The sequence below is a fragment of the Halolactibacillus miurensis genome, assembly GCF_900116255.1.
In the GTDB taxonomy this organism is placed as follows: domain Bacteria; phylum Bacillota; class Bacilli; order Bacillales; family Amphibacillaceae; genus Halolactibacillus; species Halolactibacillus miurensis.
The window spans coordinates 1-19,265 of sequence record NZ_FPAI01000004.1 but is presented as its reverse complement, the minus strand read 5'-3'; the positions used below and the strand labels follow the sequence as shown (position 1 = coordinate 19,265).

The 19,265-nt window shown below is 40.1% G+C and carries 21 protein-coding genes and 1 other annotated feature; of the genes, 1 reads left to right on the top strand and 20 read right to left on the bottom strand.

Translation table 11 applies throughout. The features are described 5' to 3' along the window. Positions 1-134: 134 nt before the first annotated feature. The 20 genes from pyrR to BM390_RS03670 all read right to left on the bottom strand — a co-directional run bounded on the left by pyrR (position 135) and on the right by BM390_RS03670 (position 17,420). Entirely contained in the window at positions 135-677 is a 543-nt protein-coding gene (gene pyrR, locus BM390_RS03765; RefSeq protein ID WP_062319828.1) for a bifunctional pyr operon transcriptional regulator/uracil phosphoribosyltransferase PyrR, read from the bottom strand. Between the two features lie 186 nt (positions 678-863). Further along, positions 864-1,775 carry an RluA family pseudouridine synthase gene (locus BM390_RS03760; RefSeq protein ID WP_089852963.1) on the bottom strand — a complete coding sequence of 304 codons (912 nt, stop codon included), beginning with the start codon at positions 1,773-1,775 and terminating at the stop codon, positions 864-866. Then, positions 1,772-2,233, bottom strand: coding sequence for a signal peptidase II (gene lspA, locus BM390_RS03755; protein WP_255349933.1), 462 nt, complete (start codon positions 2,231-2,233; stop codon positions 1,772-1,774). The genes BM390_RS03760 and lspA overlap by 4 nt, the downstream gene beginning before the upstream one ends. Before the next feature lie 142 nt (positions 2,234-2,375). Then, complete coding sequence (gene ileS / locus BM390_RS03750) at positions 2,376-5,135, bottom strand: isoleucine--tRNA ligase (RefSeq protein WP_089852961.1); 2,760 nt, start codon at positions 5,133-5,135, stop codon at positions 2,376-2,378. 46 nt (positions 5,136-5,181) lie between these two features. Continuing rightward, positions 5,182-5,394: a binding site (T-box leader), on the bottom strand. 74 nt (positions 5,395-5,468) lie between these two features. Beyond that, the gene (locus BM390_RS03745) at positions 5,469-5,963 is read right to left on the bottom strand and encodes a DivIVA domain-containing protein (protein WP_062319826.1); all 495 of its coding nucleotides are present in this window, start codon (positions 5,961-5,963) and stop codon (positions 5,469-5,471) included. A 65-nt stretch (positions 5,964-6,028) separates the two neighbouring features. Then, positions 6,029-6,811, bottom strand: coding sequence for a YlmH family RNA-binding protein (locus BM390_RS03740; RefSeq protein WP_062319824.1), 783 nt, complete (start codon positions 6,809-6,811; stop codon positions 6,029-6,031). A 9-nt stretch (positions 6,812-6,820) separates the two neighbouring features. Then, positions 6,821-7,072, bottom strand: coding sequence for a YggT family protein (locus BM390_RS03735; protein ID WP_062319822.1), 252 nt, complete (start codon positions 7,070-7,072; stop codon positions 6,821-6,823). A 2-nt stretch (positions 7,073-7,074) separates the two neighbouring features. Beyond that, complete coding sequence (locus tag BM390_RS03730) at positions 7,075-7,530, bottom strand: cell division protein SepF (RefSeq protein WP_062319820.1); 456 nt, start codon at positions 7,528-7,530, stop codon at positions 7,075-7,077. Positions 7,531-7,538: 8 nt separating this feature from the next. Beyond that, on the bottom strand, positions 7,539-8,213 hold the full coding sequence (locus tag BM390_RS03725; RefSeq protein ID WP_089852960.1) for a YggS family pyridoxal phosphate-dependent enzyme: 675 nt from the start codon (positions 8,211-8,213) through the stop codon (positions 7,539-7,541). A 29-nt stretch (positions 8,214-8,242) separates the two neighbouring features. Next, positions 8,243-9,034 carry a peptidoglycan editing factor PgeF gene (gene pgeF, locus BM390_RS03720; RefSeq protein WP_089852959.1) on the bottom strand — a complete coding sequence of 264 codons (792 nt, stop codon included), beginning with the start codon at positions 9,032-9,034 and terminating at the stop codon, positions 8,243-8,245. 106 nt (positions 9,035-9,140) lie between these two features. Then, positions 9,141-9,383 (bottom strand): PRC-barrel domain-containing protein, encoded by a 243-nt coding sequence (locus tag BM390_RS03715; RefSeq protein WP_089852958.1) that lies wholly within the window; start codon positions 9,381-9,383, stop codon positions 9,141-9,143. 26 nt (positions 9,384-9,409) lie between these two features. Beyond that, positions 9,410-10,195 carry an RNA polymerase sporulation sigma factor SigG gene (sigG, locus tag BM390_RS03710; RefSeq protein ID WP_062319816.1) on the bottom strand — a complete coding sequence of 262 codons (786 nt, stop codon included), beginning with the start codon at positions 10,193-10,195 and terminating at the stop codon, positions 9,410-9,412. Between the two features lie 82 nt (positions 10,196-10,277). Beyond that, the gene (gene sigE / locus BM390_RS03705; protein ID WP_062319814.1) at positions 10,278-10,994 is read right to left on the bottom strand and encodes an RNA polymerase sporulation sigma factor SigE; all 717 of its coding nucleotides are present in this window, start codon (positions 10,992-10,994) and stop codon (positions 10,278-10,280) included. Between the two features lie 20 nt (positions 10,995-11,014). After that, positions 11,015-11,803, bottom strand: a complete 789-nt coding sequence (locus tag BM390_RS03700; RefSeq protein WP_062319812.1) for a sigma-E processing peptidase SpoIIGA — start codon at positions 11,801-11,803, stop codon at positions 11,015-11,017. Positions 11,804-12,027: 224 nt separating this feature from the next. Continuing rightward, positions 12,028-13,140, bottom strand: a complete 1,113-nt coding sequence (ftsZ, locus tag BM390_RS03695; RefSeq protein ID WP_089852957.1) for a cell division protein FtsZ — start codon at positions 13,138-13,140, stop codon at positions 12,028-12,030. A 36-nt stretch (positions 13,141-13,176) separates the two neighbouring features. Beyond that, the gene (ftsA, locus tag BM390_RS03690; RefSeq protein ID WP_371859877.1) at positions 13,177-14,469 is read right to left on the bottom strand and encodes a cell division protein FtsA; all 1,293 of its coding nucleotides are present in this window, start codon (positions 14,467-14,469) and stop codon (positions 13,177-13,179) included. Between the two features lie 319 nt (positions 14,470-14,788). After that, positions 14,789-15,172: a small basic family protein gene (locus BM390_RS03685; RefSeq protein ID WP_062319810.1), complete on the bottom strand. Its 384-nt coding sequence runs from the start codon at positions 15,170-15,172 to the stop codon at positions 14,789-14,791. Beyond that, on the bottom strand, positions 15,172-15,885 hold the full coding sequence (locus tag BM390_RS03680) for a DUF881 domain-containing protein (RefSeq protein WP_089852955.1): 714 nt from the start codon (positions 15,883-15,885) through the stop codon (positions 15,172-15,174). The genes BM390_RS03685 and BM390_RS03680 overlap by 1 nt, the downstream gene beginning before the upstream one ends. Before the next feature lie 16 nt (positions 15,886-15,901). Then, the gene (locus BM390_RS03675) at positions 15,902-16,585 is read right to left on the bottom strand and encodes a DUF881 domain-containing protein (RefSeq protein WP_062319806.1); all 684 of its coding nucleotides are present in this window, start codon (positions 16,583-16,585) and stop codon (positions 15,902-15,904) included. A 4-nt stretch (positions 16,586-16,589) separates the two neighbouring features. Beyond that, positions 16,590-17,420, bottom strand: a complete 831-nt coding sequence (locus tag BM390_RS03670) for a cell division protein FtsQ/DivIB (protein WP_089852954.1) — start codon at positions 17,418-17,420, stop codon at positions 16,590-16,592. Positions 17,421-17,688: 268 nt separating this feature from the next. Between BM390_RS03670 and BM390_RS03665 the strand changes: the two genes are divergently transcribed. Then, positions 17,689-19,206, top strand: a complete 1,518-nt coding sequence (locus BM390_RS03665; RefSeq protein WP_089852953.1) for an IS200/IS605 family accessory protein TnpB-related protein — start codon at positions 17,689-17,691, stop codon at positions 19,204-19,206. The last annotated feature ends 59 nt before the right edge of the window (positions 19,207-19,265 follow it).

Genomic DNA, 19,265 nt, shown 5'->3' with positions numbered 1-19,265 from the left:
TATCTGTTTCAAGGCATTAAAAAAACCTCTTTACGACGCTCGAACGTCATAAAGAGGTAGACGTGTCCATTTAGGTACACGTATCCTATTTACAACCTTCGAAGCCTCTCTGGACTTACATTAAAGGTTTGTGCTTATTTTTCATTAATACTCACTAAATCGATGGTGTCATGTTCTGATAACTGAACCGTCACAATCTCATCTTGTGAGGTCGGAATGTTTTTTCCGATATAATCCGCGCGAATCGGTAGTTCTCGGTGCCCCCTATCAACAAGGACCGCTAACTGAATTTGTGCCGGACGTCCAAGATCAACGAGTGCATCCATCGCAGCTCTAACGGTTCGACCTGTAAAGAGCACATCATCCACGAGAATCACTTTTTTACCGTCAATATTTGTCTCAATCGTCGCATCATTGACTTGTGGTGATGATTCTGTCGATACGTGCGTTAAATCATCGCGATAAAGCGTTATATCAATCTCACCAATTGGAACGTCTATCCCTTCAATGTGGTTGATTTTTTCTTTTAACCTTTTACTTAACGGGACACCTCGTGTTTTAATCCCGATTAAGACGAGATCATCCACACCTTTATTACGTTCAAGAATTTCATGTGCAATACGTGTGAGGGCACGATTAATAGCCGCTTCATCAAGTATTTGTGCTTTTTCTTTCATTTGTTTATGCCTCCCCTCAACTGTCCTTTACTCGACCTATAATCAAAAAATCCCTTTTCTCCGCGCACAGAGAAAAGGGATTAGTCAGATATGCTAATCATACAATCGGCCTTTTCAGTCTCACGGGACTGTCTTTAAAGGTGTTATTTAATTCTGTTTCCATTATGCCCGACATACGCTTTAAAGTCAATAGCTTTGGCGTAGATTTTCTAATGTGTCGGTTAAAATCTTTGGTGGTTCTGAGGTAAACGTTAACCATTCCTCAGTTGTTGGATGATGAAAACCAATTTCCTGTGCATGTAGTGCTTGACCTTCAGTATCAATTGATTTTCGGTGTCCATACTTTGGATCACCGACGAGCGGAAAGCCAATGTAACGCATGTGCACACGAATTTGGTGCGTACGCCCTGTTTCAAGCACACATTTAATGACCGTATATTGTTGCCCAATCCGTTCAAGCACTTCAAAATGGGTGACAGCTTCCTTCCCACCTGTCACAACCGTCATCTTTTGACGGTCTTTCGTATCGCGACCAATCGGTGCATCAATCGTGCCGTATTCATGTGGAATATCTCCATGCACTAAGGCGATATACGACCGTTTTACCGTCTTATCCTTCAATTGTTGTGCCAACGATTGATGAGCGTGATCGTTTTTCGCCACCATAAGTAAGCCGCTTGTATCTTTATCAATTCGGTGAACGATACCTGGTCGAACCACATCATGAATGCCCGATAAATCTTTAATATGATACATTAACGCATTAACAAGTGTCCCGTTTGGGTGTCCAACTGACGGATGGACAACCATGCCTTTTGGCTTATTCACAACGACGACATCCGCATCTTCATACACCACTTCTAATGGAATATTTTCCGGTTGAATATCTAATTCCTCTGGCGGTTTTTCTTCTATGACAATCTGGTCGTTCGGTTGTACTTTATAATTCGCTTTAACCGTCCGTGCATTAACTGTTATATAACCTTCCTTGATCCATGTTTGGATCTGGGCTCTTGATAAATCTTCACGTTTTTCAGATAAATATTTATCAATCCGCTGGCTTTTTTCTTCTTCTAATACGTCATACGTTTCACTCATGCTTTTTTATCCTTTCTAACTTCCTCAAATAAGGTGATAATACCAATCAGAATCACGCCAACGACAAGACTCGAGTCAGCGACATTAAAAATCGGGTAATCATAACTAAAGATATATACATCAAGAAAATCGACGACTTCTTGAAATCTCACACGGTCAATAAAATTCCCAATCGCGCCACCTAAGACAAGACCTAAACTAATCCCTAACAGGCGATTCGTTTTTGCATAGTGCTCGATGTAGTAGATAATAATACCAACCACGATGAGCGTGATTACATAAAAGAACCACATTTGACCTTGTAAAATCCCCCACGCCGCTCCAGGGTTTCGGTGTGATGTTAAGTAAAAGATATTGTCGATAATCGGAATACTCTCACCAATCGTCATATTTTCAATGACTAAATACTTCGTCCACTGGTCAATGATAATCATGACCACAGCAATCACATAATACACGCATTTTCCCCACTTTCTTTTTACTCTTTCTCGATTTTACCACACTTTGCGGTATTTTTCTTCAATTAAAAAAAGAAACGTCTTTACATGAGCCGGCACCACGTAGGGTGGAGGCTCAAACAGACGTTTCTTTTTACATTCATTATTCTACATCTTGATAATGTTCATCAACAATCGTTGCACAGCGTTCACATAGTGTCTCATAAGCTTCAACTGTACCGACCGTGTCATCTGCTACCCAGCAGCGTTCACATTTGTCAGCGTCATATTTTTCTACAGCCACTTCAACATAATCATATCCTTTAGCGATGTCACCGGTTGTGACGAGATCCACTTTTGATACGATAAACAATTGATCGAGGCGGTCAATCTGTTCAAGGACGGAATGCGTCAAGTCATCTTTAGCTTTTACGGTAATCTTCGCTTCAAGCGACTTACCAATGACTTTTTCTGCACGTGCTTCTTCTAATGCTTTTAGAATATCGTCACGCACGACTAAGAAATGATCCCATTTCTTAAGTAAGTCCGCTTCCCCACCAATTTCACGCGCTTCTGGCATATCCGTTAACTGGACATGACTCGCTTCTGTTTGCGGGATATATTGCCACACTTCTTCTGCAGTATGCGTCAAAATTGGCGCAATAAGTTTTGTGACGGCGACAACTGTTTCATAATACACCGTCTGAATTGCGCGGCGACGTGTACTGTCAGCCGATTCGATATATAGAATATCTTTCGCAAAGTCAAGATAAAACGCGCTTAGTTCTTGTGAGACGAATTGGTGTACACGATTATAAACTTTTTGGAAGTCATACTCGTTATACGCCTTTGTGACTTTTTTGATTAACTGTTGTAATTTAATTAACATGTAGCGATCAACTTCATGTAAATCTTGTTCAGCTACCGCGTCTTTACTTGGATCAAAATCACTGATGTTACCTAGTAAGAACCTGAACGTGTTACGGATTTTACGATAGCCTTCTGATGTTTGTTTCATAATATCATCAGATACACGCACATCTGCTTGGTAATCAACAGACGCCACCCAAAGACGTAAAATATCCGCACCGTATTGTTTCATAATTTTTGATGGCAGTACGACGTTACCAATCGATTTACTCATCTTGCGGCCTTGACCATCAAGTGCGAAACCATGGCTTAATACCGATTCATACGGTGAACGACCACTTACAGCTACCGATGTTGACAGTGATGAGTTGAACCAACCACGGTACTGATCAGAACCTTCAAGGTATAGGTCAGCCGGACGACGTAATTCAGGACGTTCTTCGAGGACACCTTCATGAGATGAACCTGAGTCAAACCAGACATCCATGATATCCAGTTCTTTCGTAAATTCACCATTTGGGCTATGTTCTGATGTGAAGCCCTCTGGTAATAAATCTTTCGCTTCGCGTTCAAACCAAACATTTGAACCATGTTCTTTAAAGAGCTCAGCGACATGATTGATTGTTTCATCTGTAATAATTGGCGTTTGGTCTTCTCCGTAAAATACTGGAATAGGCACACCCCAAATACGTTGACGAGAAATACACCAATCTTCACGATCACGTACCATATTATAAAGACGCGTTTCGCCCCACTTAGGAATCCAATTCACGCGGTTAATTTCTGAGAGAATATCATCTCTAAAGTCTTTAATCGACGCAAACCATTGATTCGTTGCGCGGTAAATGACCGGTTTTTTTGTACGCCAATCGTGTGGGTACGAGTGGGTAATAAAGCTCAGCTTCTTAAGCGCACCCGCTTCATCTAATTTTTCTGTGACCAATTTATTAGCTTCATCATAAAACAGGCCTTCAAATCCAGGAGCTTCTTCAGTAAAGACCCCTTTATCATTTACAGGACATAAAACATCGAGGCCATACTTTTTACCAACGATAAAGTCGTCTTCACCATGACCTGGGGCGGTATGGACAAGACCTGTCCCACCATCGGTCGTAACGTGATCGCCTAAAATAATTAAAGAATCACGGTCATATAATGGGTGTTTCGCAACTAAGTTATCAGCTGCTTGTCCTTTAAAGGTTTTAACAATCTCATAATCAGTCCATTCGAGCTCATCTTTTACAGTCTCGAGCAACTCTTCTGCGACGATGATTTTTTCATCATTCACACTTACAACGACATAGTCAAGATCCGCATGCAAAGCAATCGCTAAGTTAGACGGAATCGTCCATGGTGTTGTTGTCCAGATGAGGAACTGTTCGTCACCATCTAATAAGTCGCCACCATCTTTTACGTTAAAAGCAACATAAATAGAAGCTGAACGTTTATCTTGATATTCAATTTCTGCTTCAGCTAAAGCTGATTCAGATGATGGTGACCAGTATACCGGCTTAAGGCCTTTATAGATGTAACCTTTTTTCGCCATGTCACCAAACACTTTAATTTGAGCAGCTTCATAATTTTTATCTAACGTAACATAAGGATGATCCCAGTCTCCACGTACACCAAGTTGTTTAAATTGTGTCCGTTGATTATCGACTTGCTTCATCGCATAATCGGCACATTTTTCGCGGAATTCAGCCGCCGTTAATTTCTTACGATCGACTTTTTTCTTTTGCAGGGCATTTTCAATCGGTAACCCGTGTGTATCCCAACCTGGGACGTAAGGTGCGTTAAAACCTGTCATTGATTTAAATTTCACGATAAAATCTTTTAAAATTTTATTTAACGCGTGTCCCATGTGTAAGTCACCGTTAGCATACGGCGGTCCATCATGCAAAACAAAAAGCGGACGATCTTTCGTACGGGCTTGTACTTGTTCATAGAGGTCTTGTGCGTCCCATTCTTCTTGCATTTTTGGTTCTTTATTCGGTAAGTTTCCTCGCATTGGAAAGTCTGTTTGTGGCATGAGTAACGTTTTTTTATACTCCATTGTTCATCCTCCTTAAAATTTTCAATAAAAAAAGTCCTCCTATCCCAAAAGGGACGAGGAGAACTCGCGGTACCACCCTAGTTAGCTTATTAAGCTCACTCTTTTGTCGTAACGTGACGTAGACGTTCATTCTTACTATGAGTTCAGAATGAAAGCTTGAAGATGATATTCGTTCATTTAGGGATCATACTAGGCTTTCACCACCCCTAGTTCGCTCTTATGATAATAAATGACTTACTGTTCTTCGCATCGCTTTATCGTTTCATTTAATTAAATACCCTGTCCATGAATTATAGGTAATTATTGCACAGCCGTCAAGTCGTGTCAATATTTTTATTCGTCGTCTTCGTCCAATTCATTGAGTTCCATATTTAATAATTGGTCCCAATCGTTTGCTTCAACAAGTTCTAGTTGAGCTTCAATCAACATTTTCAGACGCGTACGGAAGACTTTCCCTTGCTTCTTAAGTTCTTCTACTTCAATTTCAATCCGACGTGCTTTTTCTAGAGCTTCATTAATGATACGATCAGCATTTTTCTCAGCTTCTCGGACAATTAGCTTCGATTCTTTCGTCGCGTTGCCTCTCACTTCATCGGCGGTTTGTTGCGCTACGAGAATAGATTTATTTAATGTTTCTTCAATGTTTGAAAAATGCGTTAATTTATCTTCTAGTAATTCGATCTCACGCTTTAATTCCTTCTTTTCGCGAATGACCAGTTCAAAATCTTTCATGACTTGATCTAAAAATTCATTGACTTCATCTTGGTCATACCCGCGCATCCCTCTGGAAAATTCCTTATTGTGAATATCTAGTGGTGTTAATGCCATTATGTATTCCTCCTTCGTATCGTTTATGCCTTTCGACAACATGTGTTAAAAGAAAACCCTTTCTTCTATTGTACCAAACGTTGATACAAAATGCGCCATTTTTCTTTCTTTGTTTGCCCTTCAATTGACGATAACCTAGCTCGACCTTTTTTTCTCACACTAATCAAATCATTAGGTTCAACGGTAAAGGCCGGAGAATCCACGACTTTAAAATTCACCTTCACCCACTCACGTTCCACCAACGCCTTCGCATCTTTACGACTCATCTGATACATGTCTTTGATTAATACATCTAAACGCAAGGACGATACTGTCGTTTGATGAGTCGTCCACGTCGATGGATGTGGACGGTAGGTGATTAAAGGGGCTTCAATAAAAGCTACTTGCGCTTTTTTTACTTGAGTAAATTCTCGTAAAACAAACGGACATATATCCTGATGGACAAGCAATTGAATGGTTCCCGTTGCCTCCTCTATCGTGATATCCCCTAACTTCTTTCGGTCAATCCCGAGTGATAGAAAACTGCCTAACACATCGGGGTGCTTAATGTCTACAAATTTCGTTGGAAAGGAAGCTTCAAGTAAACAAACCGGAAAATCATCATCTTCAACCGATTCATAATAAGGACTTAATGCATACATCGTCCGTTCCACCTGGTTGTCACCAAATAAACACGTGACGTTGAACCGATCATCATTCCCAATAATGGATTCAAAAATATGCGCCTCTCTCGGATCTAAAAAATCGGTAAATCTCGTCATAAATTGTCGTTCGACTTGGTCTCTGAGATTGAGAACATTATCGACAAATGGGCGTTCTTCTGGTCTGAAATGTTGATATAACTCCATCGCACTCACCTATAAAACATAAAGAATATAAATCAGTCCACGACGCGCAAAGCTTAAGACAAATAACGCGACAAGGGCTGAAATATCCAACATGCCAATCGGCGGAATAATCCGTCTAAATGGTTCCAAATATGGTTCCACAATCGAACCTAAAAAGCGACCAATTGAGGATTGTCGTGCACCTGGGAACCAAGACATCAAAATATAGCCAATAATCGCAAATTGATACAAATCAAACAATCTTAATAATATACTTTCCATCGTTAATACCTTCCTTGTTCATCAAATTCGTCATCTGTAAGTGAAGAAATCGCACCTTCGATTTCAACATTATCAGGTGTACATAAAAACGTATGGGGTCCAAGTTTTTGAATATCGCCTGAGACCGCATAAACAGTGCCACTTAAAAAATCGACAATCCGCGTGGCTTCTTCTTTTGATACGCGTTGCAAGTTAATGACAACAGACCGTCTATTGACAACGTGATCGGCAATATCTTGAATTTCATCATACCGTCTCGGTTCAGACAAGACTACTTTAGCTTGAGACTGAACCGACTGTAAACTCACAATATTTTCTTTTTTCTTTTTCGGTTCGTCTTTGTCGTGTTTGTCACTACGTGTTTTTTGAAAAGCCTCGTAAGAGTCATCTGGTATTTCTTCATAGTATTCTTCTTCATCGACAGAAAACAATGTCCGAAACTTATTTTTCATACTCATATTTCTCCCTACCTTTCAGGATTTACTAATGTCGAGCCAATTCTAAGATGGGTTGCCCCTTCTAAAATAGCCCACTCAAAGTCATTACTCATCCCCATTGATAAATAGTCACACGGCGCATGAGGTAACTCTAGTGACTTAATGTGATCACAGCACCTTCTTAACTCCTTAAATACACCGCGTACAAGTGATTCATCAGTCGAATGGGGCGCCATCGTCATGAGCCCTACGATACGGATGTTTTCAAGGCTTGATAATGACTCAACAAAGGCTTGAAGTGCCTCTTGTTCAACGCCACCCTTCGTTGCTTCGCCACTAATATTGACTTGAATAAAGCAATTCAATGGACTTGAGCGCCGTTTATTGAGTTCTTTTGCGATTTTCATCCGGTCAAGCGCGTGAAAATAATCGATTTTCTCTGCAATTTCTTTTACCTTGCGCGATTGCAGTGGCCCAATAAAGTGCCAGGCAACGTCCTTTATGGCTTCGATCTTTTCTTGGGCTTCTTTCACCCGATTTTCACCTAAATCGCTTATACCAAGCGCCTTTACTTTCTTTGTTTCATCTATTGTAACATATTTCGTCACGGCAATGAGTGTTAACTCACTCACATCGCGTTGAGCTTTGCCACAAGCTGCCTTAATGTCTTCTTGTAGTTTGCGATAACGTCGGTCTAGTGTCATGTCATGTCCCCCTCTTACCCATTCTTTTTCTACTGAAAAATATAGCCCATCATACGTCCGGTTTGTTGTTGTCTCCTAAATGAATATAAATCCGGATGACTGTACGTATCGATAGATGATTTATTGATGTGATGGGGCTTAACCCCTAATGTCACTAAATAATGTTCATTCACTGCTTTTAAATCTAAAACATATTGATCTTCTGATAACTTAGTTGCTAGCTCATTTGTGATAGGTAGCGGCATTTGCTCTACCACCGCACGGCTTACTTGATAATGCTCTTTTTCAATCGCTGGTCCGATCGCGACGTGTATATGTTCGATCTCACTACCAAGTAACAGACACGTCTCGAGCATCGTTTTAGCCATCCCTTTCGCCGTCCCTTTCCACCCTGCATGCGCAATCCCGATGAGGCGCTGAACGGGATCAAAAAAGTAAAGCGGCACACAATCAGCATAAAACTGAGCCAACACGACCCCAGAGGCTTTCGTAATCAGCCCATCTACACCTGGTATGTGGTCGGTTAAGGTGTAGGCACCGCGCCCAGCATCTACTTTTTCCACCACCGCCACACGCTTACCATGCACTTGTTCTGCAAAGACGGCTTGACTTAATGATTGGTTCATTTCATTTAACACACGTCTTCTATTTTCAATTACGTCGGCATCATCATCACCCACATGAAGGCCTGTATTCAAACTCGTAAACGGATCTTTTGATACCCCACCGATACGTGTAGAGATCCCTAAATTAATCTGATAGTGGTTCTGAATCTCCTCCGCATGCAGTCGCCGAGGTGATTGTCTTTTGAATAGTTCCATTTTATCGCTTCCTCACACAATTTCTTTCATTCGTTTTTATTTTATCATATATACGCATGGAAAAAGAACCATTTCTCTCACGTATGAAAGAAATGGTTCTCTTTAATCATCTTCTTTGATTATTTTTTAAGGCAACAATTAAGACGTCTTCTCCGACTGTCTCAATCTCCCTTAAATCAATCACGTGTTCTTCTGCCTCTTTTCTCATGGACATTTTACGTTTTTCTCCGATGACGAGATGGGTCACAACACCTTTGTTCTCATCAATGATGACGTCGGTAATAAAACCTAACCGCTCTCCTGTCGTCGTTGAGACACATTCACGTTTTTTTAAATCTGTGTAACGCATAGGTCACCTTCTTTCCCTTCAAAACATTACTCAACTTCTTTCATCTTCTGTTTCATCGCCTTTAGCGCCTGTTTTTCCAACCGGGACACTTGGGCTTGTGAAATACCAATTTCATCTGCGACTTCTGACTGGGTTAATCCTTCATAATAGCGTTTATTTAAAATGAAAAATTCCCGTTTATTTAAACCGTCTAACGATTGTTTTAAGGCAAGGTTCATTACCCAATCTGTTTCGGGCTCTTTATCACTCGTAACTTGATCCATTAATAATACAGGGTCCGACCCATCGTCATAAATCGGATCAAATAACGACATCGGTTCTTGAATGGCATCTAACGCAAAAACGACATCGACGAGCTTCACGCCTAGGACTTCACTCACTTCCTTTAATGTTGGTTCAACATGTCGCTCATTCATCAATTTTTCTCGTGTTTTCATAATTTGATAAGCTAAATCTTTTATGGACCGAGAAACTCTAATAGGTTGGTGATCTCTAAAGTGACGTCGAACTTCTCCTAAGATCATTGGAACCGCATAAGTCGAAAACTTAACGTTATGTTTTAAATCAAAGTTATCAATCGCTTTAATTAAACCGATACACCCCACTTGAAATAAATCATCGCCTGATTCTCCTCGGTGCTGAAAGCGTTGAATGATACTTAATACTAGACGCAAATTGCCACCAATAATTGTTTCACGCGCTGTTTGATCGCCTGCTTGATAACGTTTGAAAAGGATGCGCATATCTTCATTCTTTAGTACCGGTAATGCCTTTGTATCAACACCACATAAGTCAACCTTAAATCTGGCCATTGTGAACCTCCTAGTTGAATATTACGTCTACTAGGAAGTATCACCAAGTCACCTATGAATATGCAGGAAGTATCTGGTGAATCTACATCGACTCTTGAAAACTATACTGTAACTGCTTTAAGATTTTCTTCTCTAAACGTGAAATATATGATTGAGAAATGCCGAGTAAATCTGCCACTTCTTTTTGTGTGAGTTCATCTTTTTTATTCAAACCAAAGCGTAGCGTCATAATATATTGATCACGCGTTGATAATTTTTTGAGTGCTTCTTTCAATAGGGCATGATCGACATGTTGTTCAATATCTTTTTCAATGACATCCGGTTCTGTCCCTAACACATCTGAAAGTAATAAGGCATTACCGTCCCAATCTACATTAAGCGGTTCATCAAATGACACCTCTGTTTTTCGCTTACTTGTTTTACGCAAAAACATCAAAATTTCATTTTCAATGCAACGCGACGCGTATGTAGCCAATTTAATCTTTTTTTCCAATTTAAATGTATTCACGCCTTTGATGAGTCCGATCGTCCCTATACTAATTAAATCTTCAATATGCACACCGGTATTTTCAAATTTACGCGCCAGATACACGACAAGACGTAAATTACGTTCGATTAAACTCGCTTTCGCTGCTTGGTCACCTTGGTCTAAACGTTCCAATAATTGATACTCTTCTTCACGGTTAAGCGGCTGAGGGAGCGCTTCTTTCCCGCCGATATAATAAACGGCTTGTTTCTTCATCATTCGTTTGATTAGCCATTCTCGACAACGCTTAAACATAATACGACACACTTTCATACTCCTCCGCACCCTTTCCTTTATGATTTTAATAACGTCAATAGCTGTGGACCGAATAACGCTTGAAATCCTTCCTCCTCTCTAAAGTTCTGTTGCCTTAACCCGAGTAACACATGACTCACTTCTTTTACCTCTCCGTGATCAATAACGGTAACACAATCAGGCTTGATGCACGTCATAGCCTGTACATTCGCATTGATATCTTGATAAAATAACTGTCTTTTTTTATCCTCATCCGTTTGTTCAAGATGAAGGTTGAATTGATTAAACGTGATGGGATCAATAAATAGTACGGAAGCATGTGTAATGGGGTCAATTAATTGATGACCAGTATCAAAAAACGCCTTTAATTGAACGGTTTGTTGATTCATCGTTACCGTGATATCATACAGATGTTCTGTTTGAATATGGCGACAGACACCATGTTGATAAAAACGTAAGTATAAATGATAGCTGACGATGAACAACATCAGCATCAATGGAAGTGATGCCGTTATGTGTGACTTAATGAGTAATAACGCGCCTGCAAAAAAACAAGATACCATTGTCATTGTCACAAATCGTTGACTTATTTTAGCTTTACTAGGTGAGAAAAATAACCAGCTTAAACAAATAAGGGAGAGTAACAGTTGTATAAAACGGTAGTGGGAGAAAGACATAAGTACTGGCATAATATCGATAAGACTGAGTAGAAAAGAAATTACGTGACACCAGACACGTGATGTCTTCATACCCATAATGTGACACGTTAAAGTAATGAGTAGTATATGCGCGCCATAAGTCAGCAAAAATACGAGATCAACGTACACGTAAACCGGCCTCCTTCCCTTATAGGTACCATCATATCAGAGCCATGTCGCAAAGCTTGTCAAATGATTGTGCAAATAAACCGTTTATGATGGAGGTTTTGTATAAAAATCAGTCCCCCCTCTTATGCAGTGACCTACTTTAGAAATGAAAAAACCACGTAGGATGAAAGTTATTCTCTCATCCTACGTGGTTCACTATTTATTCAACATGTCATTTTATCAGCTTATCGACGACGGTTGCGATTCCGTAAAAACGTTGGAATATCCAAAGTGTCGTCTTCGTTAAACGCCGGTTCATCTGGTGTTGATTGTTCTTGTTTTTGTTTTGTTTCTTGAGTTGGTCTTGTTGTTTGAGTCGGACGCGTATGATCTGACTTTTTCTTTGTCTCATCAAAACCCGTCGCGATAACCGTTACAACAATCTCATCTTTTAATTCTTCATTCATCACCGCACCAAAAATGACATTCACTTCTTGGTCTGCTTCATCAGTAACAATCGCTGCTGCTTCTTGTACTTCGTACAAGGTAAAGCCAGCACCACCCGTGATATTCATCAAAATACCATGAGCACCGTCAATGGTTGTTTCAAGTAACGGTGACGAAATGGCTTTTTTCGCTGCTTCAGCGGCACGATTTTCACCTGTCGCAATCCCGATGCCCATTAAAGCTGACCCTTTATCTTGCATAATTGTTTTCACGTCCGCAAAATCGACGTTAATAATACCTGGTGTGGCAATCAAATCACTGATCCCTTGCACACCTTGGCGTAACACATTATCAGCTTCTCTAAAAGCTTCTAGCATCGGTGTGTTTTTGTCGATAATTTCCAATAAACGGTCATTTGGAATCACGATTAACGTATCGACATTTTGTTTTAATCCATCAATACCTTGAATCGCTTGTGTTGAACGTTTGCGACCTTCAAACATAAACGGACGCGTCACAACACCCACCGTTAAGGCACCAATTTCTTTTGCGACTTGAGCAATGACGGGTGCCGCACCCGTTCCGGTACCGCCACCCATACCAGCTGTCACAAAGATCATATCCGCCCCTTGTAAGGCTTCTTCTAACTGTTCCTTACTTTCTTCAGCAGCTTTGCGACCAACTTCAGGGTTCGCACCTGCACCGAGGCCACGTGTCAGTTTCGTACCTAATTGAATCTTCACTTCTGCTTTTGATAAGTTTAGTGCTTGCGCATCGGTATTCACCGCAATAAATTCCACTCCTTGAACACCGTGTTCAATCATACGATTGACAGCGTTGTTACCACCGCCACCAACCCCGATAACTTTAATCTTTGCTAATTGATCTAATTCTGTATCAAACTCTAACATATTCTTTCCTCCTAATCGCAACAGTTCTCTATTTTATTAATCGAAAAATACTTTGAATAATTTTGCTACACCTGACTCTTTTGTCTCATCTTTTGGTTTTTTCTGTTTCATTGGTTTCGATTGTTTTGGCTTGTCTTTTTTGACCGGTCGTTCCTCATATTGCGCTTGGTCCGAGACAGCATCTGATAGAGGTTTCCCTTGTATTTTCGCATTATCATACGCGAATTTCAAAATACCTACACCAGGCGTGTATTGTGGTTCTCTTACGCCAATGTAATCAGGCACAGCCACACGAACATTACCTTGATAGAGATCTCTAGCTAGTTCTAATGCTCCTGGCATTAACATCGTACCACCAGTTAACACAAACCCTCCTGGTAAGTCACGATAACCTAATTTAGAAATTTCTTTAGCCACTAACACAAAAACCTCTTCTAGTCGTGCCTCGATCATGTCAGATAAATCTTTTTGATTGAATGTAGAAATCTCCTCTGTACCAATCGCTTTTACTTCAAATTGTTCTTCTTCATTGGCATCAGGGAAATAGCCATATCCGTGTTTGATTTTAATTTGTTCTGCTTCTTCAAAACTTGTCTTTAAACCATACGAAATATCTTTAGTGATATTCTCACCACCAATAGGAATCATTCGTGTGCCCTTTAACTGTCCATCATCAAAAATAGAGACGGTTGTTGTGCCACCACCGATATCAATTAACGCCACGCCTAGTTCTTTCTCATCGTCTGACAAGGCAATGGCACCGGCGGCTAGTGGTTGTAAGACTTGGTCTTGAATATCAAGCTGTGCTCTTTCCACACACTTCGTTGTATTATGTATCATTGTTCGTGACGACGTAATAATCGTGCCTTCCATTTCAAGCCTAACACCGATCATCCCGCGTGGGTCATTGATTCCTGCTAAACCATCAACAATAAATTGTTTGATCACAAGATCTAAAAATTCACGATCGGGTGGATAAGAGATGACTTTAGCATTATCAATTACACGAAGCACATCTTCATCGTTTATTTCTTTATCATCATTTGGTACTGCCACAATCCCTTGACAAGGAAGTAATTCTACTTGATTGCCATTGTAGCCAATAATAACAGAATGAATGTGCATATCTACCATTCTTTCAGCAGATTCAATGGCTGCTCGAATCGATTGAACCGCTTTATCAATGTCGACAATTCCACCTTTTTTTATGCCCTTTGACTTGGCCGTACCTACACCAATAATGTTTAAACGTTCATCAGCTATTTCTCCGATGACCACTTTTATTTGGGACGTTCCTATGTCCAAACTTACTAACACTTCGTTAGCCAATACTAGCACCTCCTATAAGTGACACCACTTATTTCACTCGCTTTAATTCTTTTTTTGTCCATGTTCACATGTTTGATTTTTATTCATGATTTTCATTTCTTTTATGTTCTACCTTCATATCATCATATTTTATAATAAGATGTGATGAAAACAACAATTTTTTGTTAAAAAGGTATGCACTACGCTAAGTATATCATTTAATTGCTAGACATTTAATAGTCTATTAAAAAATATCATACTTTTTAATGATTTTACCATGAAATCCATTGTTTTTACATGATTCATTCTACGTATTTCACGATTTGTCGATGTATTTCGACTATTCAGCAGTCGAGGACGATTGGTTTTGTTTCTTTAATACTTTTTGTTGCTGCCATTTATCAAATAAACGGCGTCTAATGATGGCGATATTTTGGAATAAACGCCAGCCAAACGCAAACACAGCTGCTAAATATAGGTCTACCCCTAATTGCTCACCAATAAACGTTAATAAAACAGCCAAGGTAATATTAAAGAAAAAACCCGTAACAAATATATATTGATTAAATACATGTTCAAAGTGGGCCCGTATACCACCTAGCAAGGTATCAAACGCCGCTAAGATCGCGAGCGATAAATAATTGGAGTAGACGGCTGGAATCGTCAAATCTGACAACAATCCTAACCCAATCCCTAGCCCTAAAAATAATACCATTAACCACATTATTCTTCACCTTCCTCATAATCTGTTACTTTAACATAATTAAGCGATAATTCATCTGAATATTTAGGGACGGTGATGGTTTGTTTTTCGTCCATGGTAAGTTTAATATTGTGAATAGCTAAGTCATTGATCGCTTGGCTTACTTCCATGTAGTTAATGAGCCGCTCAGGTTCTTCGGTCAAGACTAGAATGGTGATTGGCAAATCCCTTAATGGTCGTTGATTGACATAGACACGACCCATTACGTCACGAATCGCCGTATGATTGACAATGCGCTCAGCACCTATGGCTAAGTGTTCAGCACCATAGACGTTTAACTCATTAACCAATCGATTCAATAATTCACTCGTTAACTCAGGGAAACCTTCGGTTTCACTTGCCTGTTCAAAATCCGCCACAAGGGTTAACTCAACGCCGGGTCCTGTCATTTCTGTTAAACCCGCTTGGTCTTGTAAGGCACTAATTTGATTCCGCAATGTCTGAGTTTGTGTGACGTATACATTGTCTTCATAATCCGCTTGAATGTTTTTCAATTCATTTAATTCTTCTTGCAACACTTGTTGACGTTCTTGTTCCTCTAACAGTGCTGTTCTGATTTCCCATAAATCTCTCGTATCACGCGTTTTAGGCTTCTCTTCAATTGAGAGGTGCAAACTAATCATGACACCGATAAAAAAGGCAGCCGCCGCGAGAATCACTGTCTGTTTTTTCATAAATATGTCATCCTTCTTATTGTGGTGTCATTTCTACTCGTTTTTCACCGTATTCCACTTCAATCCGTTCATTCACTAACTGATCAATCACGCCTTGCTCTAATTCAAGGGACTGCCGAAGCGTGTCTTGGTCACCAATCGCTTCAATCGTAAATGGTGCAGGATGTGTTTTGCCGTCAACGGTAATCACAGGGCCAACACAAAACACATGACTATGGTGGAATATCCGCTGACCATTAATTTCTATCGCTTCAGCCCCAGCACTTAAGAGCTCATTAATGACTAATTGGACATGTCGGTCGTGAACAATATAGTCATTCACATTCGCTTCATCCGGTACATAATCCTGGTCTTTCAAAGTGATAAACACACCCGGACCTTCTACCGCTAACTCACCGACATAAGCTTGTAACTCTCGCTTTAATTCAACAGCTGACATTAGATTTTGTTGTTCTTCACTAAGAGAAGTTTCCATCTGAAGCAACTCTACCCGCAAATCGTTAATTTGTTGTTCAAGCGCATTATTTCGCTCTTCGAAATCAATCAGCTGTTGCCGATAGTAAAAAGCACGGTCCCATTCTTCAACCGAGACCGGATCGTCATCTAACAATATTTGTGCTTGTTCATAACTTACAGCGACTAAATAGCCAAAAACAAATAAAACAAGCGATAATATGACATGTTTACCTTTCACATGCATAAACCTATTCATCCTCTTCTATAATCAATTGATTTTCTTCGCCTTCTTCATATATCTCTAAATCTGGATCAGTCGTCGGTTGTTCTGAAAACTGATTAAAAATGGCCCCAGAGTGATCAATTTCAATCAAACCAGGATTGGCTTGATCTAATTGACTCACAACAGATGGGTACGCCTTTATGTGTTCACTAAAACCTCTAATGGTCGTCAACAACTCAAAGCCATCAATCATATTTAAATGGACTTGATAAGGATTCGCTTCTGTTGGAGAATAGTGAATCTCTGAAATATGACTCAATAAATAGGTCGGTAAGGCTTGCATACCTTCAATCATTAACTTGCGAATCTCTTCATTGTCAAACCCAATGAGTAAAGGGGCATCGCCTTTATAATCGACTTTTTCAACATGGTCTAATGTATGACCACTCTCCAACAATGGCGACAAACTTTCCCCTTGGTCAATATAAGCAATTTTCTTATACTCTGTGACGGCCACCGTCACTTCGTGTGTCCATGAGCGTGTCACTTTAGCGGTTTTAATTTCTGGTAGTTCCAAGATCTTCGCTTCGATATTTTCGAGTTGAAATGACCATAGACTCCGTTCTGTTGATATATCACTTTGCTTTAGAATAACGTCTTTTGATACAAATTGTGATCCTGTCACATTTATTTCTCGCACATAACTTAGCGGAGATTGCAAGTAAACAACAAAGACAATAAGAACTAATAAACATGTTAAATAAAAAATAAAGCGCCGATTCGCTTTCTTTCGGCGCGTCTCTCTCAGTTTTGGTATCCGATCTTCTATCGATACTACCTTTTTTTCTTCGGTCATTATTAACGCCTTCTATCTATAAAGTAATCATCGTGTCTCTACCCTAAATTATAGCATATTTATATAGGTCATGATGGAGTTTTTCATATGACTATTGAATGGTTTTTTATCGTTTTAGGGCGAGAAGACACCTTCCTCAAGTGCGTCAGCACTAGGTGGGTGATGAATCGCTTGTTTTGAATATTTTTGAAGTGACAAACATATATTCTTCGCGGTATAATTAAATCATTAACAATGACCGTCACAAAACAAAGAGAGGGTGGGTATCATGGGCATGAAGGCCTTTTTTTCAAATCGCTTATATAAGCATAAGATTGACCCTAATTTTGTTACGTCCATGGATCACACCCTCCGGGTGTTTAATCAAGCCAAACATTTTCGCTATCAAGCGGAGGTCCGGGAGCTTAGGGGCTCGAAAGAGAAAAGTTCCGTCTCCCTCCATCAACAGTTGAAACAACGTTACGGATTAAATGATTATTATGCGAACAGTGCTGTTCAAGAAGGACGCGCCCTTCTATCCGCGCAAAGAGAATTGAAGAACATGTACATGCGTAATAAAAAAGAACAAATCAACGCCGTTAAAAGAAAAATAAAAGCGACGAAGGCGCGATTGACGACACTTCAAAAGATAAAAGGTTCTTTTGTCAAAAGAACACCGATGTTCAATAAAACGTCACGTGAACAACAAAAAGGGGCCTTTTTTGTTGTGGCATATAAGCATTCCACACGCTTATTTTACTGTGCTTATGATTTTGAGCATCAACACCTTGATGTTGAAATCAAACACCTAAAGTCTCGCTTGGGCCAGTTAAACTTTAAGAAAGATCGATATGAAAAACAATTGATTCAATTGACAAACAAAGTGACGGGTGTGTGTTTCGGGAGTAAGAAACTCGCGCGCGGCCGGTTAACACAAAAGTCTTATCACGCTCATCCTGAGCGTTGGCAGAAAGATTGGGCAGCGGCGCGTTACGGTAAGATGACCATTTCGGGACGGAAAGACGCCAAATCAGGTAACTTTGTCTTTCATTATCACCCAGAGACGCATACCCTTACCTTCAAAGCAATCGACCAATGCGTCATTCGTCTCGCTGACGTTGTTTTTCCTTATGGCCAAGACCATGTCAACCATGCCATTCAGACACAAATGAACCTGAAAGATAAGAAAAAGTATGGGAAGCCTATTGGATGGTCACTTGAGGATCATGGTGACTACTACATCGTTAAATGCTTAATCGATGTGCCAGCTACACCCTATCTGAATACCTCAACATCAACGGGCATGATTGGTGTTGATTTGAATGTGAATCATATCGCTGTCGCCAATGTCAACGCCATAGGTCAATGTGTGGATGCCTTTACGCTTCCGTTTAACTTAGAGGGTAAAACCAGTGGACAGCAGGCGAAAATCATAGAAGCAGAGGTTATTGCCCTCGTTGACTATGCCGTTAAACATCATAAACCACTCGCCATCGAAAGATTGGATACGACGCGGTCCAAAGTGTCGCGTCCCTATGGAAATAGGAAAGCCAATCGTCGAATGAGTCAGTTTGCTTATCAAAAGATGATCCTAGCGATCAAGTCAAGAGCTGAAAAAATGGGGGTCGCTGTCTACGTTGTGAATCCCGCTTATACCAGTCAAATTGGTAAGATGAAATATATGAAGCGACTCGGTCTGTCCATTCACATGGCAGCCGCTTATGTCATTGCCCGTCGGGCAATGGGTTTTAAAGAAATACTCCCACCAATGGAGGCCACTGAAAATCTTACGATTTTCTTAATGTAAGTTTAATTAGAATCAAAAAAGACGACACATTTATTCAAAAATATGAATAAGTGTCGTCT